The organism is Delftia sp. 60 (assembly GCF_002754395.1).
Classification (GTDB): domain Bacteria; phylum Pseudomonadota; class Gammaproteobacteria; order Burkholderiales; family Burkholderiaceae_C; genus Comamonas; species Comamonas acidovorans.
The window spans coordinates 2,472,836-2,499,057 of record NZ_PEFD01000001.1; the positions used below are offsets into that span (position 1 = coordinate 2,472,836).

Annotated in this window: 20 protein-coding genes; 7 read left to right on the forward strand and 13 right to left on the reverse strand. The window is 68.3% G+C overall.

The genetic code is table 11. The features are described from left to right. Positions 1-2: 2 nt before the first annotated feature. The gene (locus CLV01_RS11190) at positions 3-1,031 is read right to left on the reverse strand and encodes an aromatic ring-hydroxylating dioxygenase subunit alpha (protein ID WP_013803490.1); all 1,029 of its coding nucleotides are present in this window, start codon (positions 1,029-1,031) and stop codon (positions 3-5) included. Between the two features lie 116 nt (positions 1,032-1,147). Between CLV01_RS11190 and CLV01_RS11195 the strand changes: the two genes are divergently transcribed. Beyond that, complete coding sequence (locus CLV01_RS11195) at positions 1,148-1,918, forward strand: TetR/AcrR family transcriptional regulator (protein ID WP_180288377.1); 771 nt, start codon at positions 1,148-1,150, stop codon at positions 1,916-1,918. Here the strand turns inward: CLV01_RS11195 and CLV01_RS11200 are convergent. Then, the gene (locus tag CLV01_RS11200) at positions 1,909-2,988 is read right to left on the reverse strand and encodes a porin (RefSeq protein ID WP_257221262.1); all 1,080 of its coding nucleotides are present in this window, start codon (positions 2,986-2,988) and stop codon (positions 1,909-1,911) included. The genes CLV01_RS11195 and CLV01_RS11200 overlap by 10 nt on opposite strands. A 342-nt stretch (positions 2,989-3,330) precedes the next feature. On the opposite strand from CLV01_RS11200, the gene CLV01_RS11205 reads away from it, so the two are divergent. After that, complete coding sequence (locus CLV01_RS11205; protein ID WP_373681046.1) at positions 3,331-4,665, forward strand: MFS transporter; 1,335 nt, start codon at positions 3,331-3,333, stop codon at positions 4,663-4,665. 19 nt (positions 4,666-4,684) lie between these two features. On the opposite strand, the gene gorA is transcribed toward CLV01_RS11205, so the two are convergent. Next, positions 4,685-6,034 (reverse strand): glutathione-disulfide reductase, encoded by a 1,350-nt coding sequence (gorA, locus tag CLV01_RS11210; protein ID WP_099734280.1) that lies wholly within the window; start codon positions 6,032-6,034, stop codon positions 4,685-4,687. A gap of 112 nt (positions 6,035-6,146) precedes the next feature. Beyond that, positions 6,147-7,733, reverse strand: a complete 1,587-nt coding sequence (locus CLV01_RS11215; RefSeq protein WP_099734279.1) for an alkaline phosphatase D family protein — start codon at positions 7,731-7,733, stop codon at positions 6,147-6,149. Positions 7,734-7,888: 155 nt separating this feature from the next. On the opposite strand from CLV01_RS11215, the gene CLV01_RS11220 reads away from it, so the two are divergent. Further along, the gene (locus CLV01_RS11220) at positions 7,889-9,133 is read left to right on the forward strand and encodes a helix-turn-helix domain-containing protein (RefSeq protein ID WP_099735184.1); all 1,245 of its coding nucleotides are present in this window, start codon (positions 7,889-7,891) and stop codon (positions 9,131-9,133) included. 32 nt (positions 9,134-9,165) lie between these two features. Further along, positions 9,166-9,822, forward strand: coding sequence for a Vgb family protein (locus tag CLV01_RS11225; RefSeq protein WP_099734278.1), 657 nt, complete (start codon positions 9,166-9,168; stop codon positions 9,820-9,822). A gap of 3 nt (positions 9,823-9,825) precedes the next feature. Here the strand turns inward: CLV01_RS11225 and CLV01_RS11230 are convergent, their stop codons facing one another. Continuing rightward, positions 9,826-10,914, reverse strand: a complete 1,089-nt coding sequence (locus CLV01_RS11230; RefSeq protein ID WP_099734277.1) for a tartrate dehydrogenase — start codon at positions 10,912-10,914, stop codon at positions 9,826-9,828. A gap of 130 nt (positions 10,915-11,044) precedes the next feature. On the opposite strand from CLV01_RS11230, the gene CLV01_RS11235 reads away from it, so the two are divergent. Beyond that, on the forward strand, positions 11,045-11,959 hold the full coding sequence (locus tag CLV01_RS11235; RefSeq protein WP_170962064.1) for a LysR substrate-binding domain-containing protein: 915 nt from the start codon (positions 11,045-11,047) through the stop codon (positions 11,957-11,959). Between the two features lie 25 nt (positions 11,960-11,984). Here CLV01_RS11235 and CLV01_RS11240 read toward each other — a convergent pair whose 3' ends face one another. The 3 genes from CLV01_RS11240 to CLV01_RS11250 all read right to left on the reverse strand — a co-directional run bounded on the left by CLV01_RS11240 (position 11,985) and on the right by CLV01_RS11250 (position 14,152). Continuing rightward, complete coding sequence (locus CLV01_RS11240) at positions 11,985-12,431, reverse strand: GatB/YqeY domain-containing protein (RefSeq protein ID WP_012204282.1); 447 nt, start codon at positions 12,429-12,431, stop codon at positions 11,985-11,987. A 122-nt stretch (positions 12,432-12,553) separates the two neighbouring features. Continuing rightward, positions 12,554-12,766: a 30S ribosomal protein S21 gene (rpsU, locus tag CLV01_RS11245; RefSeq protein WP_012204283.1), complete on the reverse strand. Its 213-nt coding sequence runs from the start codon at positions 12,764-12,766 to the stop codon at positions 12,554-12,556. A 165-nt stretch (positions 12,767-12,931) separates the two neighbouring features. Further along, entirely contained in the window at positions 12,932-14,152 is a 1,221-nt protein-coding gene (locus tag CLV01_RS11250) for an NAD(P)/FAD-dependent oxidoreductase (RefSeq protein ID WP_099734276.1), read from the reverse strand. A gap of 185 nt (positions 14,153-14,337) precedes the next feature. Between CLV01_RS11250 and CLV01_RS11255 the strand changes: the two genes are divergently transcribed. Next, a complete protein-coding gene (locus CLV01_RS11255) occupies positions 14,338-14,841 on the forward strand; it encodes an acyl-CoA thioesterase (RefSeq protein WP_013803479.1) in 504 nt (167 codons plus the stop codon). Here CLV01_RS11255 and CLV01_RS11260 read toward each other — a convergent pair. The 5 genes from CLV01_RS11260 to CLV01_RS11280 all read right to left on the reverse strand — a co-directional run bounded on the left by CLV01_RS11260 (position 14,828) and on the right by CLV01_RS11280 (position 24,025). Beyond that, complete coding sequence (locus CLV01_RS11260; protein ID WP_099734275.1) at positions 14,828-17,767, reverse strand: ATP-binding protein; 2,940 nt, start codon at positions 17,765-17,767, stop codon at positions 14,828-14,830. The two genes, CLV01_RS11255 and CLV01_RS11260, sit on opposite strands and share 14 nt — an antisense overlap. 251 nt (positions 17,768-18,018) lie before the next feature. Beyond that, positions 18,019-18,831, reverse strand: coding sequence for a uroporphyrinogen-III C-methyltransferase (cobA, locus tag CLV01_RS11265; RefSeq protein ID WP_013803477.1), 813 nt, complete (start codon positions 18,829-18,831; stop codon positions 18,019-18,021). 27 nt (positions 18,832-18,858) lie between these two features. Beyond that, the gene (gene ybiB / locus CLV01_RS11270; protein ID WP_063326787.1) at positions 18,859-19,773 is read right to left on the reverse strand and encodes a DNA-binding protein YbiB; all 915 of its coding nucleotides are present in this window, start codon (positions 19,771-19,773) and stop codon (positions 18,859-18,861) included. 98 nt (positions 19,774-19,871) lie between these two features. After that, complete coding sequence (locus tag CLV01_RS11275) at positions 19,872-22,709, reverse strand: nitrate reductase (protein ID WP_099734274.1); 2,838 nt, start codon at positions 22,707-22,709, stop codon at positions 19,872-19,874. A gap of 44 nt (positions 22,710-22,753) precedes the next feature. Then, a complete protein-coding gene (locus tag CLV01_RS11280) occupies positions 22,754-24,025 on the reverse strand; it encodes an NAD(P)/FAD-dependent oxidoreductase (protein ID WP_099734273.1) in 1,272 nt (423 codons plus the stop codon). A gap of 412 nt (positions 24,026-24,437) precedes the next feature. Here CLV01_RS11280 and CLV01_RS11285 point away from each other — a divergent pair, with 412 nt between their 5' ends. Then, positions 24,438-26,153: a methyl-accepting chemotaxis protein gene (locus CLV01_RS11285; protein ID WP_099734272.1), complete on the forward strand. Its 1,716-nt coding sequence runs from the start codon at positions 24,438-24,440 to the stop codon at positions 26,151-26,153. Positions 26,154-26,222: the final 69 nt, after the last annotated feature.

Below are 26,222 nucleotides of genomic sequence, written 5' to 3' on the forward strand. Positions count from 1 at the left end.
CCTCAGCCGCCCGTGGGCGCGCCCTCGATCATGCGGTCCACCATGCGGCGCATGCGCCGGGGGGCCGCATCGATGGCGATCTTGATGGTCTTGCGCGTGGCAAAGCGCTTTTCGTTGCGCTCTATGGCTTCGAGGATGGCCTTGTCCTCGGCGAAGGCGACGCGGAAGTCGGCAGAGAGGGCCGCATTGGTGTCGGCATCGGCCGTGAAGTTCTTGACGTGCAGCCAGTGGTCGATGGAGGTGTTCCGGTCCACGGGCGTCATGAAGTGGCAGGCATAGATCTGCATGCAGTTGTCGCGCCGGCCCTCGGGGGCGCCCGTGCCCGTGGCGGCACTGCCGAAGTCGATGATGGCGATGCTGGGCGCGTGGTAGTGGTAGTAGTGCCAGCGGTCCACGTTGCCGCTGAAATTGCCGTACTTGGCGAACAGCGGAATGGCCGGCGCATCGATGATCCAGCGCCAGGTGACGATGCGGCCGTCCAGCTCCTCGTGGTGCACGGGGATGTCCTCGCTGGCCGCGTTGCCCAGCGTGCTCAGGTGCACGAAGCTCACATGGGCCGGATCGCAGAGGTTGTCGGCCAGGTTCAGGTAGTTGGCCTGGATGCGCAGCGCATCGCCTTCGACGGCGCTCCACGCCGGGTCGTGGTACTGGGGCAGGTCGAACACCGGCACGCTGTCGGCGCGCGAGGGATCGCCCATCCAGATCCAGACCAGGCCCATGTTCTCCTTGACCGGATAGGTGGTCACCACGGCGTTGCCCGGGATCATGTCCTGGCCCGGCACGCGCGTGCAGCGGCCGCTGCAGTCGAAGGTCAGGCCGTGGTAGCCGCATTCGATGGCATCGCCCTTGAGCTTGCCCATGGACAGCGGCAGCAGGCGGTGGGGGCAGGCGTCCTCCATGGCCACGACGGCGCCGGCCTCGGTGCGGTAGAGCACCACGTCACGTTCGACGATGCGGTGCGCCGACAGCTGGCGGCCCACGTTGCGCGACCAGGTCAGCGGGTACCAGGTATCGAGTACATAGGTTTCCATGGGGCCTCTCCTTGTTGAGTGTTCACTCAATTTTGTTTGAGTGAACACTCAATTTCAATATGGCGTTTTTCCCTAGAATGGCCGACGCAACGCCCCCTTCACCTGACGCCGTGCCCATGACCACTGATCCCGAGGAAGTTCCCGCCACCCCGAAGCGCAAGGCTGCGCCCGCCAGGAAAGCCGCTGCGAAGTCGGCACCTTCCAAGGCCCCTGCCAAGGCGTCTGCGGGGCGCAAGCGGACTGCCAAGACCGGCAAGACGACCAAGGAGGCCATCTTGCTGGCGGCCGAGATCGAGTTCGCCAGAAGTGGCTACGACGGCGCCAGCGTGCAGCGCATCGGCAAGCAGGCCAAGTGCTACGAGAGCCTTCTCTACTACCACTACGGCAGCAAGGACAAGCTGTTCGCCGCCGTGCTGGAGAACGCCTACCGCAAGCTGGTGGAGGCCGAGGCGAAGCTGCTGGTGGACTTCGACGATCCGCGCGCGGCGCTGGAGGCCGTGGTGCGCTTCATGTGGCGCTACTACCAGGAGCACCCGGAACTGATCTTCCTGCTCAACACCGAAAACCTGCTCAAGGGCAAGCACCTGAAGAAGGCCTCGGGCATACGCGACTTCTTTCCCAACGCCATCACGCTGCTGCGCAAGGCCGTGGAATCGGGAATGGCCCAGGGCCTGTTCCGTCCCGATGTGCACATCGACGATCTCTACATCACGGTCATGGGACTGGGCTACTTCTACCTCTCCAATCGCCACACGCTGAGCGCCTTCTTCGACAAGGAGCTGCTGCAGCAGGCCGAGCTGCAGCGCTGGGGCGACCACATGGTGGAGACGGTGTTGCGCGTGGTGCAGCAGCCACCGGCCCAGCCCCAGCCCAGGGCTCAGAAATAGTGGCGCAGGCCCAGGCCCCAGGTCTGGCCGCTGCCGGCGCCCGTGCCCGTGATGCGGTCGTGCAGGCTGTTGAGGTAGATGTCCGTGCGCTTGGACAGGGGATAGTCATAGCCCACGGCCCAGGTGTTGCGCCTGGCGTCTTCGGCGCCCGAGGTGCGCGCATGGCCATATGAGGCCAGCACGGCGCCCGGGCCTGCGGGAATGGACAGGCCGAACTGGCCGCTGTTCCTGCGGCGGTCCGCGCCGGCCACGGTGTCGGCCAGCCGCTGGTACTGGGCGAACAGCTTGACCATGCCCAGATCGTAGGAGCCGCCCAGCAGCCAGGCGCTCTGGCGGTCAAAGCTGGTGGCGGTAGCGGTGGTGGCGGCATTGGGATAGGCCACGCTCTGGTAGGCGAGGGCGGCGGCGAATGCGCCGCCCGCATAGCTGAGGCTGGCGCCGTACTTGTCCGCATCGCGGCGCTGGGATGCGGGCGTGCCGGCCGGCGGCTCGAACGAATACTGCAGCCGTGCCGTGAATCCGCCCCAGGACGGGCTGGTGTAGAGCAGGCTGTCGCTCCAGCCCGAGTCGCCCCGCAGCGGCGCGGCGGCCGTGCCGTTGGGCCCGAAGCTGTGCAGCACCGCGGGTGAGAACGAAAAGGACCCTGCATACGGGTTGAAGGCGATGGTGGCCAGCCAGTAGGGCGTGGTGTTGCGCCCCAGTTGCAGCGTGCCCCAGCCGCCGCTCAGGCCCACATAGGCGCTGCGCGCAAAGAAGGCGTCATTGGCAAAACGCCCTTCGGCGCCGCTGTCCGCGCGGTAGAAGGCCTCCAGTGCAAACACGGCCTTCAATCCAGAACCCAGGTCCTCCGTTCCGCGCAAGGCCCAGAAATTCGTCTGCATGCCGCCTGGCGTGAGCACGCCCGTGCCCTTGTCCGCGCCCAGCGGGCGCGAGAACCCCGCGAAGGCATCGATCTGACCCTGCAGCGTGACCTGCGCACCCGCCGGCAGCGGGACGATGGCATGGAGCAGGGCAAGTGCCGGGGCGGCCAGGGCAATGGCGTGTCCTGTCCTTGATTGCAGTCTGGGCATGGGTTGTCTCCTCGGTTCTGATCACGGATTTCGTTCCGCAGATTCGGGGTTTTGAAGCGTATGCACTTGAATTGAGTCGGGTTCACTACAAAGGAGCACCAAGGCATTGCGTGAGTTGATGCCCCTTGTTTCCTTTGCGTGCAGGGATTTTTGTGCGCATTGATGGATGATGACTATCGGGAAACTACTTGATTTGTTTTTTACTATCGTGCGTAGCATTGAGCGTAGGCACTTGAAATTTCCACTGCAGACAGATGTTTCCGCCGGATCCGGCTGCAGTGCGCCAACGCGGCGACGCAGGGCCATGAACGGTGGCAATGGTCAACACAGCAAGGAGCTGAAATGTCAGTTCACAGCAATGCAGGCATTGGCGGTATGCAGGGGCAGGGGGTCCATTTGCGGGAGCAGGAGAAGGAGCGGCGGCAGCTGTACGGGCGCGTGACGTGGCGGCTCGTGCCCTTCTTCTGCCTGTGCTACCTGGCCGCCTATCTGGACCGCATCAACGTGGGGCTGGCGAAGCTGCAGATGCAGCAGGACCTGGGCTTCAGCGAGACGGTCTACGGCCTGGGTGCGGGCCTGTTCTTCGTGGGCTACATCCTCTTCGAGGTGCCCAGCAACCTGGTGCTGGCGCGCATGGGCGCGCGGCTGTGGATCGCGCGGATCATGATCACCTGGGGCCTGATCTCGGGCGCGACCATGTTCGTGAGCACGCCCATGCAGTTCTATGTGCTGCGCTTTCTGCTGGGTGTGGCCGAGGCGGGGTTCTTTCCCGGCGTCATGCTGTACCTGACCTACTGGTATCCCACGCGCATGCGCAGCAAGATCATGGCGCTGTTCCTGATCGGCCTGCCGCTGGCCAGCCTGGTCGGGGCGCCGCTGTCGGGCTGGATCATGACGGCCTTTGCCGGCGTGCGTGGCCATGCGGGCTGGCAGTGGCTGTTCTTCCTGGAGGCGATCCCCTCGGTGGTGCTGGGCCTGCTGGTCTTCGTCTACCTGCCCAACAGCATCGAGTCGGCCAAATGGCTGTCGCCGCGCGACAAGGGCGTGCTGCGCGCCAACCTCGACAGCGACAGGCTGGCCGAGTCCCACCATTCGCTGTGGGCGGCGCTGTCCAGCGGCCGGGTCTGGCTGCTGGGCATGATCGACCTGAGCCTGATGATGTCCACCTATGCCATCAGCTTCTGGCTGCCCACCATCATCCGCGAGGCCGGGGTCAGGAGCACGGCCGAGATCGGCCTGCTCACGGCCGTTCCCAATGCCTTTGCCATCGCTGCGCTGCTGCTCAACGGCATCAGCTCCGACCGGCGCCGCGAGCGGCGCTGGCACATCGTGCTGCCGGCACTGGCGGGCGCGGCCGCCATGGCGCTGAGCACGCTGTACACCGGCCATGTGTTCGCCACGGTGCTGCTGTTCTCTCTGGCGACGGCGGGCATCATGGCAGCCTTTCCCGTGTTCTGGTGCCTGCCCGCCACGTTCCTGACGGGGCCGGCGGCGGCCGCAGGCATTGCGCTGATCGCCTCCATTGCCAACCTGGGAGGCTTTGCGGCCACCTATTTGCTGGGCTGGCTCAAGGATCTCACGCACTCGTCGAGCGCAGGCCTGCTGCTGTTCGCCGCCTGCCTGGTGGCCGGCAGCCTCTTGACGCTGGCCCTGCCCAAGGCCGTGGTCAACCGCTGAGTGCAGGCTGTGCGCCTGTTCAGCGCATGGTCACGAACTCCTCGGCCGCCGTGGGGTGGATGGCCACGGTGTCGTCGAAGTCGCGCTTGGTGGCGCCCATCTTCAGGGCCACGGCAAAGCCCTGCAGCATCTCGTCCATCCCCAGGCCAATGCCGTGTATGCCCACGATGCGCTCCTCTGGGCCCACGCAGACCAGCTTCATGCGCGCGGGCTGGCGGTGGCGCGTGACGGCCGTGTACATGGCGGTGAAGGCCGATTGGTAGACCTTGACCTGATCGTCGCCAAAGCGCTCGCGTGCCTGCGGCTCGGTCAGGCCCACGGTGCCGATGGGCGGGTGGCTGAAGACCACGGTGGGTACGTTGTCGTAGTCCAGGTGCTCGCCCGTCTTGCCGTTGAACAGGCGCTCGGACAGGCGCCGGCCGGCGGCCACGGCCACGGGCGTGAGTTCGATGCGGCCCGTGATGTCGCCCACGGCGTGGATGCCGGGCACATTGGTGTCCTGGAACTTGTCCACCGCGATGTGGCCGCTGTCCTGCAGCGCCACGCCTGCGGCCTCCAGGTTCAGGCCCGAGGTGTCGGGCCTGCGGCCCACGGCCCAGACCACGCAGTCCACGGTGTGGCTGCTGCCGTCCTGCAGTTGCAGGTCCAGGCTGCCGTCTGCGTTGCGGACCACGGCCTTCGGGGTGGCCTGGCGGTGCACGGCGGGGCCTTCGGCCTCCATGATCTCCATCAGGGTCTGGCTCAGCAGCGGATCGAACCCGCGCAGTGCCGAGTTCTGGCGCAGGAACAGATGGGTCTGCGAACCCAGCGCGTGCAGCACGCCGGCAATCTCCACGGCGATATAGCCGGCACCCACCACGGCCGTGCGCGCAGGCAGGGCCTTGAGGGCGAAGAAGCCGTCGGAGTCGATGCCCAGCTCGGCGCCCGGAATGTCGGGCCGTGCCGGGCGCGTGCCCGTGGCGATGAGGATGTGATCGGCACTGAGCCGCTGGCCGCCCACCTCCACGGTGCGCGCATCCACGAAGCGGCCAAAGCCCTGGATCAGCTCGACCTTGTTGCGCGCCAGGCCGCTTTCATACGAGGCATGGATGCGGTCGATGTAGGCGCTGCGGCTGTCCAGCAGGCGTTGCCAGTCCAGGCGGTGGACGGTGGCATCCCAGCCGTAGTCGGGGCCGTAGCGGTGCATGGCCTCGCCGATCTGGGCCGCATGCCACATGACCTTCTTGGGCACGCAGCCCACGTTGACGCAGGTGCCGCCGATCTCGCCGGCTTCGATCAGCGCGCAGTGGCGCCCGTGCATGGCGGCGCGGTTGGCCGATGCAATGCCGCCGCTGCCGCCGCCGATGACGATGTAGTCGTAGTGCTTCATGGAGATTCCGTGCTGTGTCTGAGCGGCCCGAATGCCGCAGCCGGCCATCTTGCCCTGTTCGCCGGCCAGGGGCCTGCGGCGGGGGCAATGCCGTGATCTCCAGGCGGCAGGCTCAGCTGCGCTGCGGCTCCAGCGTCTTCGTGTACAGCGCCTTGCCGTCCAGGTCCTTGAGCACCACGGTCAGCGCCTGGCTGCGGTGGTCTATGTCGAGCTGGCCGAAGAACTGGAAGCCTTCGCTGGGCGCCGAGTTGGCGTGGCCCGCGCTTTTCTGGAAAACGACTTCGCCGCCAAAGGTCTTGTCCATCTCGTTGGGGCCGAAGCCGCCCGCGTTCAGCGGGCCGGAGACGAATTCCCAGAACGGGTCGAAGTCCTGGAAGCTGGCGCGCTCGGGGCTGAAATGGTGGGCCGCCGTGTAGTGCACGTCGGCCGTGAGCCAGACCACGTTGCGGATGCCCGCGTCCTTGATGCCCTTGAGCAGGCGCGCCATCTCCAGCTCGCGGCCCCGGGGCGCGCCATGCTCGCCATTGGCCACGGCCTCCCACTGGGCGCGGCCCTCGGCATCCTTGCCATCGGGCACGAAGAGGCTGATGGGCATGTCGCTGGCGATCAGCTTCCAGGTGGCGCGGCTGCGCTTGAGGCCGTCCAGCAGCCACTGCACCTGGGGGCGGCCCAGCATGTCGGTGTCCGGGCCTTCGGCCGCCTGCAGGTTGTGGCTGTTGGGGCCGCGGTGGCTGCGCATGTCGATCACGAAGATGTCGGCCAGCGGGCCCTGGGGCAGGCGGCGGTACAGGCGCTGGTGCATGGCCGCGCCGAAGGGACGCATGGGCGCGTATTCCATGAAGGCGCGCTGACCGCGCGCCGCCAGCAGCTGCACGTTCTTTTCGGTGTAGCGCGCGTCGTTGGCCACGCTCTTGCTGTCCGAGTAGTTGTTGGTGACCTCGTGGTCGTCCCACTGCCAGATCTGGGCGACCTCGCTGCCCAGGGCGCGCACGTTGGCGTCCATGAGGTTGTAGCGGTGGCGGCCCCGGAATTCGTCCAGCGTCTCGGCCACCTTGGCGACCTCGGGCGTGACCAGGTTCTTCCACAGCGTGCCGTCGCGCAGCTTCATCTGCGCGGCGATGGGGCCGTCGGCATAGATGGTGTCGCCGCTGTGCAGGAACACGTCGGGGTCGGTCCTGCGCATGGCCTCGTAGATGCGCATGCCGCCAAAGGCCTCGTTGATGCCGAAGCCCTGGCCTGCGGTGTCGCCGCTCCACACCAGGCGCAGCGGCCGCGTGGCGGGCATGCCCGCCGCCAGCGGCGTGCGAAAGTGTCCCTGCACGGCGGGCGAGCGCACATTGGCGCTGGCAAAGTCCTCCAGCACCACGCGGTAGAAGATGTCCTGGCCCGCAGGCAGGCCCTGCAGGTCGATGCGGCCCGTGCCGTCGCTGCTGTCCATCAGCAGATCAGGCCCGCGCACGCGCGTGGGGTTGGCAAAGCCGGAGGTGGTGGACCATTCGATCCACATGCGCGCATCGCGGCTGGCGCGCGCCCAGACGATGGCGCGGTCAGCCAGCACGTCGCCGCTTTGCACGCCCGAGGGCAGCAGCGGCCGCGCCGCGTCGCGCGTGATGGCGGCGGGTGCGGACTGGGCCCGGAGGATGGAGGGCAGCAGCGAGCCGCCAGCGGCGGACAGCAGAAGATGGCGGCGGAGCATCATGGCGGGGGAGTGGGCGTGACAAAGCGTTTGGCAGAGCGTTTGGCAGGGCGTTTGGCGACCCAGCCTAGCGCCCACCGATGACCGGGCCGTGACCGTGCGTTGGCCCGGGATGGATTGCAGGCACAGCCGTGCCGCACACGATGGATGGGATGGGCATGGATTCTCTGATCACGGCGGCGGCCCGTGCGCTCGCGGTTGGCGACCCCCTTGGTGCGCTGAACCGGGTGGCGCTGCGCGACGATGCGCCCGCGCTGGCACTGCGTGGCATCGCCATGGCGCAACTGGGCGATCTGGTACGGGCCCGGGCCTTGCTGCGCAGCGCTGCGCGCGCCTTCGGCCCCCATGAGGCCGTGGCCCGCGCCCGCTGCGTAGTGGCCGAGGCCGAGATTGCACTGGCCCTGCGCGAGCTGGCATGGCCGGCCCGCAGGTTGGTTGCGGCGCGGGCGGTGCTGCAGGCGCATGGCGATCCTGTGAACGCCGCGCATGCAGGCTATCTGGAAATACGCCGTTGCCTGCTGCTGGGCCGCCTGGGTGAGGCCGAGGGTCTGCTGGGCGGACTGCGGCCCGCGCTGCTGCCTGCCGCCTTGCAGGCGTTCCATGGCCTGGCCCTGGCGGGTATCGCCATGCGCCGATTGGACATCCGTGCGGCGCACGGTGCGCTGGCCGATGCCGCGCAGGCGGCCGGCGCCGCCGGCATTGCAGCACTGGCCGCCGAGGTGGGGCAGGCCGCCCAGGCCCTGCACGCGCCTGCTGCAGTGCTGCTGGAGCGGGAGCCGGCCGGACCGCAGGCTCAGAAGCTGCTGTCGCTGGATGAGGCCGGGACCCTGCTGGCCTCGGGCGCGCTGGTGGTGGATGCCTGCCGCCATGCGGTGCGCGCCGGAGCGGTGGCGGTCTCGCTGGCGGGGCGCCCGGTGCTGTTTGCGCTGGCGCGCGCGCTGGGCGAGGCTTGGCCCGGCGATGTCCCACGCGAGGCGCTGGTGGCGCAGGTATTTCGCGCCCGGCAGGCCGATGAGTCGTACCGTGCGCGTCTGCGTGTCGAAATCGGCCGCCTGCGCCGGCTGCTGCGGCCGCTGGCCGAAGTTCACGCCACGCCCCTGGGATTTGTGCTGGCGCCCCGGCAGGCCCGGGTGGCCGTGCTGGCACGGCCCTTGGAAGCAGTGCAAGGGACGCTGTGCGGGCCGGTGCTGGCGCTGCTCTCCGATGGCGAGGCCTGGGCCAGTTCGGCGCTGGCCCTGGCATTGGGCGCGAGCCAGCGCAGCGTCCAGAGGGCCCTGGAGGCGCTGGAGCGCGACGCGCTGGCGCAGCCCGTGGGCCGGGGACGCGCCCGCCGCTGGGTGGCCCGGCCTGCGCCGGGATTCACGACGACTTTGTTACTCCCCGCTGTGCTGCCGGCTGGCTAGCATGGGCCGACCAACGCAACCAGGAGTTCCGCATGAAGACAGAAGCTGCAGAAATCATCCGCGAATACGGTCCCTTTCCCGGCATCGATTGCGTGCACGGGGTGTCCTACGACGGCAGCCAGGTCTGGTTCGCCACCGGCACCCAATTGCAGGCGCTGAACCCCGACAGCGGCCGGATCGTGCGCAGCATCCCTGTGCCGGGCGATGCCGGCACGGCCTTCGATGGCCGGCATCTGTTCCAGATCGCCAATGACCGTATCCAGAAGATCGACCTGTCCACCGGCCATGTGCTGGCCACCATTCCTGCACCCGGGGGCGGCGGCGATGCCGGCGATTCGGGAATGGCCTGGGCCGAGGGCTCGCTGTGGGTGGGTCAGTACCACGGCCGCAAGATCCATCAGATCGATCCGGACACCGGGGCGGTGCTGCGCACCCTGGAGTCCAACCGCTTCGTCACCGGCGTCACCTGGGTGGACGGCCAGTTGTGGCACGGCACCTGGGAAGAGGGCCAGAGCGATCTGCGGCGCCTGGACCCGGACAGCGGTGCCGTGCTGCAGCGGCTGGAGATGCCGGCCGGCACCGGCGTGTCGGGGCTGGAATCCGACGGCGGCGACCGCTTCTTCTGCGGCGGCGGAGAAAGCGGCCGCATCAGGGCCGTGCGCCGGCCCCGGCAGGCGCAGCAGCCCTGAGGCCTACCTGCCCGCGATCTGTGCCGCGATGGCCTGGCCCACTTCGGTGGTGCTGGCCGTGCCGCCCAGGTCGGGCGTGCGGGGGCCGTTCTTGATGACTTCCTCGATGGCCGAGACGATGGCGTCGTGCGCCGCGCGGCCTGCGCCCTGGCCGTGGGTCAGGAAGTCCAGCATCAGCGCTGCCGACCAGACCATGGCGATGGGGTTGGCGATGTTCTTGCCATAGATGTCGGGGGCCGAGCCGTGCACGGGCTCGAACAGGCTGGGGAAGCTGCGGTCGGGGTTGAGGTTGGCCGAGGGGGCCAGGCCGATGGTGCCCGTGGTGGCCGGTCCCAGGTCGCTGAGGATGTCGCCGAACAGGTTGGTGGCGGCCACCACGTCGAAGCGGCCCGGCTGCAGCACGAAGCGCGCGGTCAGGATGTCGATGTGCTGCTTGTCCAGCGTGACGTCCGGGTAGGCCTTGGCCACGTCCTCGGCGCGCTGGTCCCACCAGGGCATGCTGATGGCGATGCCGTTGCTCTTGGTGGCCAGGGTGACGTGCTTGCGCTCGCGGCTTTGGGCCAGGTCGAAGGCGTACTTGAGCAGGCGCTCGGCACCCTTGCGCGAGTAGACCGATTCCTGGATCACGATTTCGCGGTCCGTGCCTTCGTACATGATGCCGCCCAGCGAGGTGTATTCGCCTTCGGTGTTCTCGCGCACCACGTAGTAGTCGATGTCGCCGGGCTTGCGGCCGGCCAGCGGGCAGGGCACGCCTTCGAACAGGCGCACGGGGCGCAGGTTGATGTACTGGTCGAACTCGCGGCGGAACTTGAGCAGCGAGCCCCACAGCGAGACATGGTCGGGCACGGTGGCGGGCCAGCCCACGGCGCCGAAGAAGATGGCGTCCATGCCGCAGAGCTGCGCCTTCCAGTCGTCGGGCATCATTTTTCCGTGGGCCAGGTAGTAGTCGCAGTGGGCCCAGTCGAAATGGTGGAATTCGAGCTTGATCGCAAAGCGGCTGGCGGCGGCCTCCAGCGTGCGCAGGCCTTCGGGCATGACTTCCTTGCCAATGCCGTCACCGGCGATGACGGCGATCTTGAATGTGTCTTGCATGGTGTCTGTCCTTGGATCGAATGGATGGATATGAAGCGGCGCCGCTGACAGCCTGGCCGCATGCATGGCATTGTTGGCTGCGCCAGGGCTAAATACAATCGGCCAACTGTGGTTCCATTGTTTACAGATCGTGAATAAACAACCGGCTCCCGAAGACCTGCGTGTCTTCACCGTGGTGGCCCGCAAATCCGGCTTTGCCGCTGCGGCCGAGGAATTGGGTGCATCGCCCGCCTATGTGAGCAAGCGCATCCGCCTGCTGGAGCAGGAGTTGGGCGTGAAGCTGCTGCACCGCACCACGCGCCGCGTGGCCGTGACCGAGGAGGGCGAGCGCGTATTCCACTGGGCGCAGCGCATCCTCGACGACATGGACCAGCTGATGCAGGAGGTGGCCATCACGCGCAGCGAGCCGCGCGGCCTGCTGCGCGTGAGCAGCAGCTTCGGCTTTGGGCGGCATGTGATCGCGCCGGCGCTGTCCCGGCTGGTGGAGCGCCATCCGGGGCTGCAGGTGCGGCTGGATGTGTTCGACCGGCTGGTGGATGTGGCGGGGGAGGGCTTCGATCTGGATGTGCGCGTGGGCGACGAGATCGCGCCCCACCTGATTGCGCGGCGGCTGGCCGACAACCACCGCGTGCTGTGCGCGGCGCCTGCCTACCTGGCGCGCCGGGGCACGCCGCGCACGCCGGCCGAGCTGTCGGCCCACGACTGCCTGGCCATCAAGGAGCGCGACCAGGCCTTTGGCGTGTGGCGGCTGCGCGCGGGCGCCGCCGAGCAATCGGTGAAGGTCACGGGGCCGCTGTCGGCCAACAACGGCGAGATGGTGGTGCAGTGGGCCGTGGACGGGCGCGGCATTGCGCTGCGCTCGTTGTGGGATGTGGGCGCCCATCTGCAGGCCGGGCGCCTGGTGCAGCTGCTGCCCGAATGGCGGCAGGAGGCCAATGTCTGGGCGGTCTATCCGACGCGGCTGCAGCTGTCGGCCAAGGTGCGTGTCTGTGTCGAATTCCTGCAGGAGCACTTTCAGCAGGAATGGGCGGCAGCAGCGTCCTGAAAAGGGCGCGGCTGCCGCAGCAGGCTCAACCTGCCAGGGCGGCCTTGACGGCAGCGGACACCTGGCCCATGTCGGCCTTGCCAGCCAGTTGCGCCTTGACCGCGCCCATGACCTTGCCCATGTCGCCGGGGCCGGAGGCGCCCAGCTCGGCCACGATGGCCTTCACGGCGGTGGCCACTTCCTCGGCCGACATGCGTGCGGGCAGGTAGGCGGTCAGCACGGCCATTTCGGCCTTTTCCTTGTCGGCCAGGTCCTGGCGGCCCGCGCCCTCGAAGGCGGCAATGCTGTCCTTGCGCTGCTTGATCAGCTTGTCCACGATGGCGATGACGGCGGCGTCGTCGAGCTCGACGCGCTCATCGACTTCCTTTTGCTTCATCGCGGCCAGCAGCAGGCGGATGGTGCCCAGGCGTTCGCTGTCCTTGGCGCGCATGGCGGTCTTCATGTCTTCGGTGATCTGGGCCTTGAGGCTCATGGCATTTCTCCTGAGGTAGTGGCGTCGGAAAACAAAAACCAAAAAACAAAAACAAAAAACCCGCGCCTGGCGTCCCGAGCGCGGGTTTTGCGGCTGACGAGAGCCGGCTGGTCAAGGGCTGATCAGTACAGCTTCTTGGGCAGCTGCATGCTGCGAACGCGCTTGTAGTGACGCTTGACGGCGGCAGCCTTCTTGCGCTTGCGTTCGGATGTGGGCTTCTCGTAGAACTCGCGAGCGCGCAGGTCGGTCAGCAGGCCGAGCTTTTCGATGGTGCGCTTGAAGCGGCGCAGGGCAACTTCATAGGGCTCGTTTTCTTTTACGCGGATGGTGGTCATTAGCTAGATTTCCAGATATCTGTGCTGACAGCGGGTTCTCGGGAAGATCGGGCCTGAGAGCCATGTTCAGCGGTTGGTCCCCGTCAATAGTTAACTAGTATTGGCCGACGGGGCAATTGCCAGCAAAGCGGGCGATTATACGCGAGACGAAAGCGATCTGACAAATCACGCACAAGGCAAGGCCTGCGCGCACGCATACCCGCTGGCCCAGGCCCATTGGAAGTTGTATCCGCCCAGCCAGCCGGTGATGTCCACCACTTCGCCGATGCAGTACAGGCCGCGCTGGGTCTTGCATTCCATGGTCTGTTGCGAAAGCGCACGCGTGTCCACGCCGCCCAGCGTCACTTCGGCCTTCTTGTAGCCTTCGGTGCCGGTGGGCACGATCTCCCAGCGCGACAGGCGCTCGGCCAGCTGGTTCAGGGCCTTGTCCGAGGCTTCGGCAATGGGGCGCTGCCAGGCCGCGTCCTGCTGCACCCAGGCATCGGCCAGGCGCGAGGGCAGCCACTGCGCCAGTTCGTTGGCGATGAGCTTGCGCGAGCGCGACTTGGCCTTGAGCAATTCGTCCTGCAGGTCCACCTCGGGGGCGAGGTTGATGCACAGGGGCGTGCCGGGCTTCCAGTAGCTCGAGATCTGCAGCACGGCGGGGCCGGACAGGCCGCGGTGCGTGAACAGCAGGTCTTCCATGAAGGCCATGCGCTCTTTCTTGCTGCCGGTGCTGATCTCCACGGGCAGGGCCAGACCCGCGAGCTGGGCGTAGGGGGCCCAGGCATCGCCGTCGAAGGTCAGCGGCACCAGGCCCGGCGTGCGCTCGACCAGGGGCAGGCCGAACTGCTGGGCCAGGCGGTAGCCGAAGTCGGTGGCGCCGATCTTGGGAATGGACAGCCCGCCCGTGGCGATGACCAGGCTGGGCGCCTGCACGGCGCCACGGCTGGTCTGCAGGCGGTACTGGCCATCCGCATGCGCGACGGAATCGACCTTGCAGGGCTGCCAGCGCTGCACGCCGCCGGCCTGGCATTCGGCCAGCAGCATGGCGATGATGTCCTCGGCCGAGCGGTCGGCGAACAGCTGGCCCTTGTGCTTTTCATGGTGGGCAATGCCGTGCCTGTCCATCAGCGCGATGAAGTCGGCCGGCGTGTAGCGCGACAGGGCCGAGCGGCAGAACTGCGGGTTGCCGCCCACGAAGTGCTTGTGCGGCGCACGCACGTCCAGATCGCGGTTGGTGAAGTTGCAACGGCCGCCGCCCGAGATGCGGATCTTCTCGGCTACCTTCTCCGCGTGGTCCAGGAGCAGCACCGACAGGCCACGCTGTCCGGCCTGGGCCGCACAGAACAGGCCGGCCGCGCCGGCGCCGATGACGATGGCGTCGAAAGAGAGGGAAGAGGTCACAAAAACGTCACTCGGGGGGCAAAAGGGCGCCCATTCTCGCGCACTTGTGCCAGCCCTTCGCGTGCCCTGTGAAACTGGCGTGTCCTGAAGCCAGGGACACCGAGGAAGGGCCGCCCCGCACCGAGGGTGTCGTCCCCCTCTGGGGGAAGGCGCGCAGCGACTCAGGGGGGACCTAAAATCCAGCGATGAATTTCCCATCGCACCAGCTGAGCATGACCGTGCTCATGTCGCCCGACATGGCGAACTTTTCGGGCAACGTCCATGGCGGCGCCGTTCTCAAGCAGCTCGACCAGGTGGCCTATGCCTGCGCCAGCCGCTACGCGGGCCGCTATGTGGTCACGCTGAGCGTGGACCAGGTGATGTTCCTGCAGCCCATCCACGTGGGCGAGCTGGTGACCTTCCTGGCCAGCGTCAACCACACGGGCAAGTCGTCGATGGAAATCGGCATCAAGGTGGTGGCCGAGGACATCCGCACCCAGGTGGTGCGCCATGTCAACAGCTGCTTTTTCACCATGGTGGCGGTGGACGAGAACAAGCAGCCTGCGCCCGTGCCCACGCTGGTGCCGGCCACCGACGAGGAAAAGCGCCGCTGGCAGGCCGCGCTGATCCGCAAGGACCTGCGCCGCGAGCTGGCCCAGCGCTTCGAGCAAAGCCGCGTGACGGCCAGCAGCTCGGTCAAGCCGGGCTGAGCGTGGAGGGTGCGGCCGGTGGCCGATGCCAGGTGCCGGGCGCGCTGCCCTGCAACTCGTCCCGCACCTGCTCGATGACGCGCCTGAGGTCTTCCATGGAAGCCGGCTTGGACAGCACCTCGTCGGCACCGGCCTGCAGGTAGCGCAGGGCCTCGGAGGCCTCGGGACTGGCGGTCAGCGCAATCACGCGGCAGCGGCGCAGCTGGTTTTCGGCTTCCCGCCGACGCAGGCGCCGGATGAACTCGAAGCCGTCCATGATCGGCATGCGGCCGTCGGTGATGATGAGATCAAAGGACTCGACCAGGCAACGCGCCCAGGCCTCCTGCCCATCGCCGGCCAGCGAGATGCCGTGGCCCAGCGCGGTGAGCTGGCTCTTGAGCAGCTCGCGATTGAACATATAGTCTTCCACGGCCAGGATTCTGAGTTCAGGCTCGGCCGGGACTTCGGGCAGGGGCCCGGTGCCTGTATCGGCCTTTGCACGCAGCTCCAGGGGCGCGGGCATGATCCGGGGCAATACTTCTTCGGCCGACGGCCTGTCGTCCGTCTCCACCAGGGGCAGGCTCAACCTGACCGTGAAGCGTGAGCCCCGGCACGGCACGCTCTCCAGGGTGATGGTCCCACCCATGTGCTCCAGCAGGCGGCGCGTGATGCTCAGGCCCAGGCCGCTGCCGAAGGCCTGGTCCTGATGGGCGCCCGGCACCTGCGAAAAGGGCTTGAACAGCCGGGCCTGGTCCTGCGGGGCAATGCCGATGCCGGTGTCCTCCACCTCCATCTGCAGCAGCAGGCGGTCATGGCGGCGGGTGCCTTGCGCGCGCAGGGTGACGCTGCCGCGTTCGGTGAATTTGATGGCATTGCTCAGCAGGTTGAACAGCACCTGCTTGAGGTGCAGCGGGTCGGCCGTCACGCTGTGGTCCACGCCCTTGCCAACCTGGGTGCGCAGCGACAGCCGCTTGCCGTGCGCCAGGCCCTGCAGCAGCGGGGCCATATCTTCGATCAGCGGCCGCAGCGCCACGGGCTGGGGCGTGGAGTCGATGTGGCCCGACTCGATGCGGTGCAGGTCCAGCACATTGCCCAGCAGCAGCAGCATGCCCTGGGAGGCCTTGTGGGCCGCGGCCAGGGTATCGCGGTGGGGCAGGCCGAGTTTTTCGCGGTCCTGCGCCAGCTCCAGCAGGCCGATGATGGCGCTCAGCGGCGTGCGTATCTCGTGGCTGGTGGTGGACAGGAACAGGCTTTTGGCCCGGTTGGCGGCCTCGGCGCGCCGCTCGGCACGGCGCGTCCTGCGCATCTGGCGGCTCAGGTAAAAGCCCCAGACCAGGGAGGTGGCCGTGGCCAGCGCCAGCGCTGCCAGCAGCAGCAGCAGGCGCTGGCGGTGCTCGCGCCAAAAGCGCGTGCCGCTGCCGCTATCGCGCGGCGCCCACAGGCGCACGATTTCGGCCATTTCTTCGGGTGAGATGGACAGCTGGGCCTTCTCCAGAATGCTCAGAAGCTCGGGCTCGGCGGCATGCACGGCCAGGCTCACGGGGCGGGTGTAGTCCTCCAGGATGCCGGTGAGCTGCAACTGGTTGCCCAATTGCTGGGCGTTGGCATAGCGCGCTGCGTAGTCGTTGCCGACGAAGGCATCGCTGTCATCGGCCGCCACGCTGGCCAGGGCCTGGGCCAGGTCGGGATACAGCTGCAGCCGTATGCGCGGATGCTCGCGGCGCACCGTGTCCTCCAGGAAGAAGCCAGCCACCATGGCCACGCGCTTGCCCTCCAGTCCCTGCAGGTGGTGTATGCCCTTGTCGCGCTGTGTGCCCGCATTCGCCTCGGGCCGGGCCAGCACCACCACCGCGCTGCGCAGGTAGGGCGGCAGCAGCTTGATATCGGGCGATGCAATCGGCGGCGAGGTGTAGACGGGGGTGAGCAGGGCCTTGCCCGAGCCCAGAATGGCCTCGAGTTCGGTGTAGTTGCGTGCGGTCACGTAGTCGAACTGCAGGCCGGCGCGGTGGCTGATCAGGTCCAGGTAGTCGGGTCCTATGCCCTCGGCCTGGCGGTCGGCATTCAGCTTTCCCAGCGATCCCAGCGAGCTGTTGAGCACCACGGGAATGCGGGGATGGGCATCCAGCCACTGCTTTTCCGAGGGTGTCAGGGCCACGCGGTCGCTTCCCAGCAGCGGACGGCGGCTGCCGCTCCAGCTGTGCAGAATGTCGTCGCCATGCTGCAAGGTGATGGCGGGCAGGGCCTGGTCCAGATAGGCCTTCAACTGCGTATCGTCATGCCGCACCAGCATGCCGAAGCCCCGGCTTTCTATGGGGGCAAAGCCCTGCACGCGCAGGTTGAGCAGGTAGTTGGCCTGGATCAGGTAGTGCACCGTGACCGTGTCGCCGACGAAGCCGTCGATCTCGCCCAGGCTCAGCGCCTCCAGCGCGCGTCGGGGTGTTTCATAGGTCAGCAGCTCGCTGAGAGGATAGGCGGCCGCAACCTGGGAGCGCAACAGCTGGTCGGGCGTCATGGCCAGCCGCGCGCCCCGGCGCTCCGCGTCGAAGGGCGCATGCGAGAGCGACACCAGCACGGGCTGGCTGGGCAGGTAGGGCACGCTCAGGGCCAGGTCGGCGCGTTCGGCCTCCAGCTCGGTGCCCTCGCAGGCCAGGTCGATCTCGCCGCGCCGCAGCGCATCGAGCACGGCCACGCGCGATCCATAGGTCTTGAAGCGCACCGGCGTGGGAAACAGCAGGCCCAGGTGGTCGGCCGTGATGCCCTGGAAGCGCTCGCCATCGATCATTTCCAGGGGAGGATGGTCGGGCAGGGAAATGCCCACGGTCAGCGGCCCGCGCGCCTGCAGCCACTGGCGGTGCGCGGGCGTGAGCCAGGGTTTTGCACCGGCCGTGACGCGCGTGGCCAGCACCATTTCGGCGCCTCCAGCCAGGCCGGGCATGAGCAGGGCCATGCCAAGCGCGCAGCCGGCCAGCAGCGGCGACCACGTGCGCCGCCATGCGGACAGCCGTATCTGCGCAGCTGTGGAAGTGAAATTAAGGCCTGGTGTTTTCATGGAATCCCCCGATGGCGCTACCGCCGCCTGGCGGAGCTGACGGTCTGCCAAAACGGTCTAAACGCCGTTTCGGCAGCCAACAGGGGATTTTTAATGAAAACTAATGACTTTTATGAATCGATAGATTTTTGATTGCAGCAATCTCGCACTCAGGCGGCTGCAACCGCAGCGGTGAGCTGCGTCTGAGGTTCGGCCATTGCCCGTACGCCATGGACCACATCGCCAACGACGATGACGCTGGGGCTGCCCAGGCCCGTGTCGGCAATGCACTCCACCAGCGCGCCCAGCGTGGTCAGCGCGTGGCGCTGCTGTGGCAGGCTGGCGTGCTGGATCACGGCCACGGGCGTGGCTGCGGGCAGGCCATTGAGCAGCTCGGCGCGGATGTGCTCCACGCTGCTCACGCCCATGTAGATCACCAGGGTGAGCCGCGCATCGCGCGCGGTGGCGGCCAGCTGGCGCCAGTCAGTGCCGCTGTCGCCGGGCTTGGCGTGGCCCGTGATGAAGACCACGCCGTGCGCCCGGTCGCGGTGCGTGAGCGGGGCGCCCAGGCTGGTGAGCCCGGCCAGGCCAGCGGTGATGCCGTTGATGACCTGGACCTCGACGCCCGCTTCGCGCAGGTGCTCCACCTCTTCGCCGCCGCGCCCGAAGATGAAGGGGTCGCCGCCCTTCAGGCGCACCACGGTCTCGCCCTCCTGCACGGCGCTCAGCATGAGCTTTTCGATGAAGGCCTGGGGCGTGCTCTTGCAGCCGCCGCGCTTGCCCACGTAGACGATGCGCGCCGTGGGCGCGGCATGGGCCACGATGGCGTCGCTGACCAGGTCATCGACCAGCAGCACGGTGGCGGCCTGTATGGCCTTGAGGGCCTTGATGGTCAGCAGCTCCGGGTCGCCGGGGCCGGCGCCGACCAGGGTGCAGGTGCCGCGCCGGGCGGTGTTCGCGGGGGTGTGGGACGGGGTCGTCATGGCGGGGCTCCGTTTTTTCTGGGGTATTCAGCGAATCTGATCGGCAAGGTGGACGATGTGTTCCACCTGGCGTGTGAGCGCGGGCGGCACGGGCAGCCTGCCCGCGAGCACGTCTTCGGTGTAGCGCGCCGTGGTGTCCACGTCGATCTCGGCGGGCAGGCCCGGCACGTCGGAGGCGGTGCCGCTTTGCTGCTCGGCCAGCAGCTGGTGGGCGCCTGCCACAAATCCGTCGTAGCGCGGCAGCCGGCGCGGGTCGGCCGCGACCTCGCCTTCCAGCCCGCGCGAGAGCAGGACATTCATGCCCAGTGTCCCGAAGGTGCCGTGCAGCATGGGCAGGTACTCGGGATGGGTGTAGGCCGTCACCAGCAGGCAGGGGCCGTCGCAGGGCGCCAGCAGCTTGACCACGCTGTGGCCCGGGTTGCGCAGGCCGATGACCTCGCGCACGGACAGCAGGCGCGCCAGGGCCGGGTGCAGATGCTCGGTATGGATATGGGCCACCTGGCCGCCGGCCAGGGCCTGGGGAGATGGCAGCGGCGCAATGCCCAGGGCCTGCAGCACATCGCTGGCCAGGATGCGGCGCGCCTCGGTGCGCATGCCGTGCAGCAGCACGGGCAGGCCTTCTCGCGCCAGCAGCAGGGCCAGCAGGGGCGTGAGCACGGGCAGGCGGCGCGCGCCGTTGTAGCTGGGCAGCACGATCACGGGGCGGCCATTGGCCGCGGCGGGAAAACGGGCGACGCGCGCATGCACGGCGTCCAGGAAGCCGCTCATCTCCTCGACGGTCTCGCCCTTGATGCGCATGGCGATGCAAAAGGCCCCGATCTCCAGGTCGCTGACGCCGCCGTCCAGCACCTGGCCGAACAGGTCGGCCGCCTGCGGGCGCTCCAGCGCCTTGGCTCCGCGTGCGCCGCGGCCTATTTCCTTGATGTATTGGCTGATGCCCATGGCGTTGCAATCGTGGGTGGAATCCTGTGGGGGCATATTTTCCCGCAGGTTTCATTACTTTTCGCTATATATGCAAACCCGTTGTTCAATCGCCTCTTTCATGCGGCCTCCTGGCTCTTCGCCAGGGGGATGTGACGCACCAGACGCTTGAGCTCGGGCAGGCAGGAGCCGCAATTGGTGCCGCATCGCAACTGGCCCTGCAGCGCGGCCAGGCGAGCGTCGTCGCTGCCCTCGCAGCGCGCAAGCGCGCCTGCGATGGCGGTCTCGTCCACATCGAAGCAGGTACAGACCTGGCGTGCACGCGGCTGGATGGCCAGCGGCGCCGAGCCCGAGGGCATGAGCAGCAGGCGGCCATAGTCCTGTGCCGGCATCTGGTCCTGCAGCAGGGTGGACAGCCAACTGCCCGCGCGCGTGTCGCCCGCCAGCAGCAGGGCCTCGACCGTGGTGGACAGGCTGTGGCGGTCCAGCCGCAGCGCGCGGCTGTGCTGGCGGCGGCGGTCGCTGTAGCGCAGGGTGTCGGCGACATCCAGGCCCAGCAGGGATTCGATCCGTGCGAGGACGGCCTCGCCCGGCGCCTCATGCGCGGCGGCGCGCAGCAGCACGCCGTGCCGGGCCCGGGCGGCGTCCTGCAGCGGGACGGCATTGCCGAAGGGCACGCAGCTGGCAAAGCCGAAGTGCGGCATGAGGGCGGACAACTGCTCGCGCACGGCCAGCACCCGGTCCTCGGGCAGCCAGGCCATGGCCAGCAGGGTCCAGGGCAGTTCGGCCTTTTGCAGCTTCACGGCCGTGTGCTTGAGTTCGGGCTGCTTGGAGCCGGGGCACAAGGCCGGTGTGGTCAGGGCATTGACGCCGCCCATTGAAGTGCCGCCCAGGTACTCGCCGCCCCAGTGCATGGCCATGAAGAGCTGGGAGGGCGTCAGCGTGTCGTCGGGCTGCACCGGCACCAGCAGGGCGCCGCGCCGGCTGCTCATCTGCACCAGGTCGCCCGCGCGCAGGCCGCGCTCGGCCATGTCCCGCGGGTGCATTTGCAGGCAGGGCTCGGCCGCATGGCCGAACAAGCGGCCCAGCTGGCCCGTGCGGCTCATGCCGTGCCACTGGTCGCGCAGCCGGCCCGTGGTCAGGCTGAAGGGATAGTGCGCATCGGGCGGCTCGGCCAGCGGCTGCCAGGGCAGCAGGGCAAAGCGTGCGCGGCCATCGGGCGTGGGAAAGCGGCCGTCTTCGTAGAGCCGTGCGCGGCCCTGGGCTGCGCCTTCGGGCAGCGGCCATTGCTGGGGGCCTTGCGCGTCCAGCAGATCCCAGGACAGGCCGGTGATGTCCAGGTCACGCCCGCGCGTGCTCTCGCGGTGCTCGTTCCAGATGGCCTGGGCGCCGGCAGCGGCGTCTTCGGTGTCGTAGGGGAAGAGGCTGGGCCGGCCCGGGCGCAGCCGCGCCTCCATGCGCCGCGCGCAGTCCACGGCAATGCGCCAGTCATGGCGCGCGGCGCCGGGTGCGGCCACGGCGGGGCGCACGCGCGAGATGCGCCTTTCGCTGTTGGTCACCGTGCCGATCTTCTCGCCCCAGGTGGTGGCGGGCAGCAGCAGGTCGGCGTAGGCGCAGGTGGCGGTGGTGGCAAAGGCCTCCTGCACGATGACGAATTCGGCCCGCTGCAGCGCGCGCCGCACCAGGGCCTGGTCGGGCATGCTTTGCGCAGGGTTGGTGCAGGCTATCCACAGCGCGCGGATCTCGCCCTCGGCGGCGGCCTCGAACATCTCCACGGCGGTCTTGCCGGGGCGGGGCGGCACGGCGTCCACGCCCCACAGTGCGGCCACTTCGGCGCGGTGGGCCGGGTTGGCCAGGTCGCGGTGGGCCGACAGCAGGTTGGCCAGCCCGCCCACCTCGCGCCCGCCCATGGCATTGGGCTGGCCCGTGAGCGAGAACGGCCCCGCGCCCGCGCGCCCGATCTGGCCCGTGGCCAGGTGCAGGCCGATCAGCGCGGCGTTCTTGGCCGTGCCGTTGCTGCTCTGGTTCAGGCCCTGGCAGTACAGGCTCAGCGTGGCGCCACGGGCGGCGCCGTCGCGTGCATCCCCGCCCAGCGCAAACCATTGCGCGGCCTGGAACAGATCGTGCCGGGGCAGGCCGCAGAGCTCGCCCACGCGCTCGGGCGTGGCCTCCCGCACCAGGGCCTGCAGGTCGGCAAAGCCGCTGGTGTGGCGTGCGATGTAGGTCTGGTCCAGCCAGCCTTCCAGTTCCATGATGTGCAGCATGCCGTGGAACAGCAGGGTGTCGCTGCCGGGGCGCAGCGGCAGGAAGAGGTCGGCCATGCCGGCCGTGTCGGTGCGGCGCGGGTCGGCCACGATGATCTTCATCTGCGGCCGCGCGGCACGCGCCTGCTCGATGCGCCGCGTGAGCACGGGATGCGCCCAGGCCGCGTTGCTGCCCGCGATGAAAAGGCAGTCCGCATGGTCCACATCCTCGTAGCAGGCCGGTGGCGCGTCGGCGCCCAGCGTGAGCTTGTAGCCGGCCACGGCGCTGCTCATGCACAGGCGCGAATTGGTGTCGATGTTGTTGGTGCCGATCAGGCCCTTGGCCAGCTTGTTGAAGACGTAGTAGTCCTCGGTCAGCAACTGGCCGCTCACATACAGGCCCACGGCGTCGGGGCCGTGCTCCTGCACGATGGAGGCCAGCCTGCCGGCGGCCAGGTCCAGTGCGGCATCCCAGCCCACATCCTGGGGCGCTGCGCCGCGCGTGGCACGCAGCGCGGGCTGCAGCAGCCGCGTCTGCTGTGCCAGGGCGGGCGAGGCCGTCAGGTGCAGGGTGCTGCCCTTGGTGCACAGGCGGCCGTGGTTGGCGGGGTGCGCCGGATCGCCACGCACGCCCGTGATGCGCGCACCATCGCTTTCAATGAGGACGCCGCAGCCTACGCCGCAATAGGGGCAGGTGGATCGGGTTTCTTGCATGGTGGGCCTGGGGTGGATGAGGGAGGGTCAGGGCACGGGCGCCGTCACGCGCCGCTGGCCTGGTTGGCCTTGCTGGCTTGGCTGGCTTGGCTGGCTTGACTTTCGCCGAACATGAGGCGGTCGCGCAGTTCCTGCACTGCCACGCCATCGCGCAACAGGCGGAAGTACCAGCCACCGTCCTCGGTGTCGCCATACAGGCAGGCGCCGACCAGCCTGTCACCGCGCAGCACCAGCTTGCGGTACACGCCCGCGCCGGGGTCGCTGAGCACGATTTCCTCCGTGCCCTCGTCGCCGCGGAAGTCGCCCGCGCTGAACAGATGGATGCCCGTGACCTTGAGCTTGGCCGAGGTCTGCGAGCCCGGATAGCGGCCGATGCCCATCTCCGCCAGGTGGTTGGCCAGCACCTTGCCCTGCTCGAACAGCGGCGCCACCAGCCCGTAGGCCACGCCCCGGTGCGCCGCGCACTCGCCCACGGCGTAGATGCGCGGGTCGGTCACGGTCTGCAGCGTGTCGCTGACCACGATGCCGCGCTGCACGTGCAGGTGCATCTGCTCGGCCAGCGTGGTCTCGGGCCGGATGCCCACGGCCATGACCACCAGCGAGGCCGGTGCCTCGCGCCCGTCCTGCAGGTGCACGCAGGCCACGCGGCCCTGGCCGTCGCCCGTCAGCGCCCGGGTCTGGGCCTGCATCAGAAAGCGCATGCCGCGCTCGGCCAGCGAGGCCTGCAGCAAGGCGGCGGCGGTCTCGTCCAGTTGGCGGTCCAGCAGGCGCTCGCCCGCATGCACCACGGTAACGTCCATGCCGCGCTTCATGAGTCCGTTGGCGGCCTCCAGGCCCAGCAGGCCGCCGCCGATGACCACGGCATGGCGGTGGCTGGCGGCCGCCGCGATCATGGCCTGGGTGTCGGCAATGTCGCGGTAGCCCAGCACGCCTTCCAACTCGCGCCCGGGCACGGGCAGCATGAAGGGGCGCGAGCCCGTGGCCAGGATCAGCCGGTCGTACTCGGCGCTCACCGGCTGTCCGGCCGCGTCCAGGGCGTGCACCACGCGGCGCGCCCGGTCGACTGCGTGCACGCGGCAGCCCGCATGCAGGGTGATGCCGTGCTGCGCATACCAGGACCAGTCGTTGAGGATGATCTCGTCCAGCCGCTGCTCGCCCGCCAGCACGGGCGACAGCATGATGCGGTTGTAGTTGGGGTGGGGCTCGGCCCCGAATACCGTGATCTCGTAGAGGTCGGGCGCGATCTTGAGCAGCTCCTCCAGCGTGCGCACGCCGGCCATGCCGTTGCCCACCATCACCAGCCTGGATTTTTTCATCGTGCCCCCGTTGCGGTTCAGAAAACAAAAAAGGCGTCCCCACGCTGCGCGGCCGATGGCTGCGCGCGGGGTGACGCCTTTGTCCCGGGCCGTGGCACGTCGTTGCGCCTGGCCCTGCGGCCCTGCATGGCCACGCCCTGGATTTAGCAAGCTGCGTGCCAGGTCTGCTGCCCTGTGGCGACTGATCGCCCGGGGACGCGAGTCCGCGCGGCCGTGCCAGGCTGGTGCGCCGCATGCATCAAAGCGGTGCGCGTGCTATCGATACGGTCATATCAGATGTCTGAATCCAATGGAGGTTTTGTTTTTATTTGTTTCAAATGTGGCGATTCGGGGTAAAAACTGTGAACTCCGGCCAGCGGTTCGCTGGGCCGGATGGGGCACGCAGGATTTTCTTCTTCAAGGGAGGATGCCTATGAGAGTGAATCTGCCGGTCAGTACGCGCGAGTACTCGTTTCCCAAGGGCCAGACCCTGGTCTCCACCACGGACCTGAAGGGCCGCATCCTCTACTGCAACCCGATGTTCATCGAGGTCAGCGGCTACGAGCGCGAAGACCTGCTGGGCCAGCCCCACAACATGATCCGCCACCCCGACATGCCCGAGGAAGCCTTCCGCGACATGTGGGAGACCATCTCGGCGGGCCTGCCCTGGTCCGCCCCCGTGAAGAACCGGCGCAAGAACGGCGACTTCTACTGGGTCATGGCCAATGTCACCCCGCTGATGGATGGCGACCGGCCCTCGGGCTACATGTCGGTGCGCACCGAGGCCACGCGCGAGCAGACCGATGCGGCCGAGCGCCTCTACGCCACCATGCGGGCAGAAAAGGACGCCGGGCGCCGGGTCCACGTGCTGCGTGCCGGCCACCTGCTGCGCAACAACCTGCGCGGCCGCCTGGCCAGCGCATTGAGCCTGGGCCTGGCCGGCAAGCTGGTGCTGATCTTCTTCATGGTGGTGGCGGCGGCCTTTGGCGCGGCGCTGGCCGGTGGGCATACGCTGGACGCATGGTCTGCGCTGGCCTGGCTGGCGGTCTGCATCTTCACGGGCCTGGCCGGGGCCTGGGCCTACCGGCTGACCGTGGCGCCGCTGGCGCAGATGGTGCTGCTGGCCAACCGCCTGGCGGCCGGCGACCTGACGCAGACCATACGCATCACGCGCAAGGACGTGGTAGGCGATCTGCAGAAGGCGCTGAGCCAGCTCAACGTGAACCTGCTGTCCATCGTGCGCGATGCGCGCGAGGAAAGCGACAAGATGCAGATCTCCAGCCGGGAAATCGCGCAGGGCAACCATGACCTGTCCGCGCGCACCGAAACCCAGGCGGGCAACCTGCAGCAGACGGCGGCCTCCATGGAGGAGATCACGGGCACCGTCAAGCACACGGCCGACTCGGCCCGCCAGGCCACGGACCTGGCCGCCCAGGCCAGCGAGGTGGCCGAACGCAGCAGCGGCGCCGTCGATGGCGTGGCCGCCACCATGAAGCAGATCCAGGCCGCGTCGGGGCGCATTGGCGAGATCACGCAGCTCATCGACTCTATCGCCTTCCAGACCAATATCCTGGCGCTGAACGCTGCCGTGGAGGCCGCGCGCGCAGGCGACCAGGGCCGGGGCTTTGCGGTCGTGGCGGCCGAGGTGCGCAGCCTCTCGCAGCGCACGCTGGCGGCGGCCAAGGAGATCCGCGAGCTCATCGACGATTCCGCCGCCAAGGTGCTGGACGGTAACCAGAGGACCGAGGTGGCGCAGAAGACCATGATCGAATCGCTGGATCTGGTGCGGCGCGTGAGCCTGCTGATCGGCGAGATCCACAGCGCCTCCAGCGAGCAGCTCAGCGGCATCTCGCAGGTCAACGCGGCCGTGGCGCATCTGGACAGCATCACGCAGCAGAACGCGGCCCTGGTCGAGCAGAACGCGGCATCGGCCATGGCCCTGCAGGCCCAGGCGCAGACCGTGTCGGAAACCGTGCAGGTGTTCCGGCTGGACGCCACGGGCCGCTCGCCTGCCGCAGCGGGTGATGCCGTGGCCCTGCGCCGGTCCATGAAGGCCCAGGCACAGAGCCAGTCACGCAGCCAGGTGCAGAGCCCGCCACAGATGCGGCAGGCGCGCGCGCAGCCGCAGAGGGTGCTGACCACGAGCTGACCCCTGCGGGGGCCTGCGGCCGCTGGAAAACATCGTTGACACTTGGACGTGGCACCGTCATGTGCACTG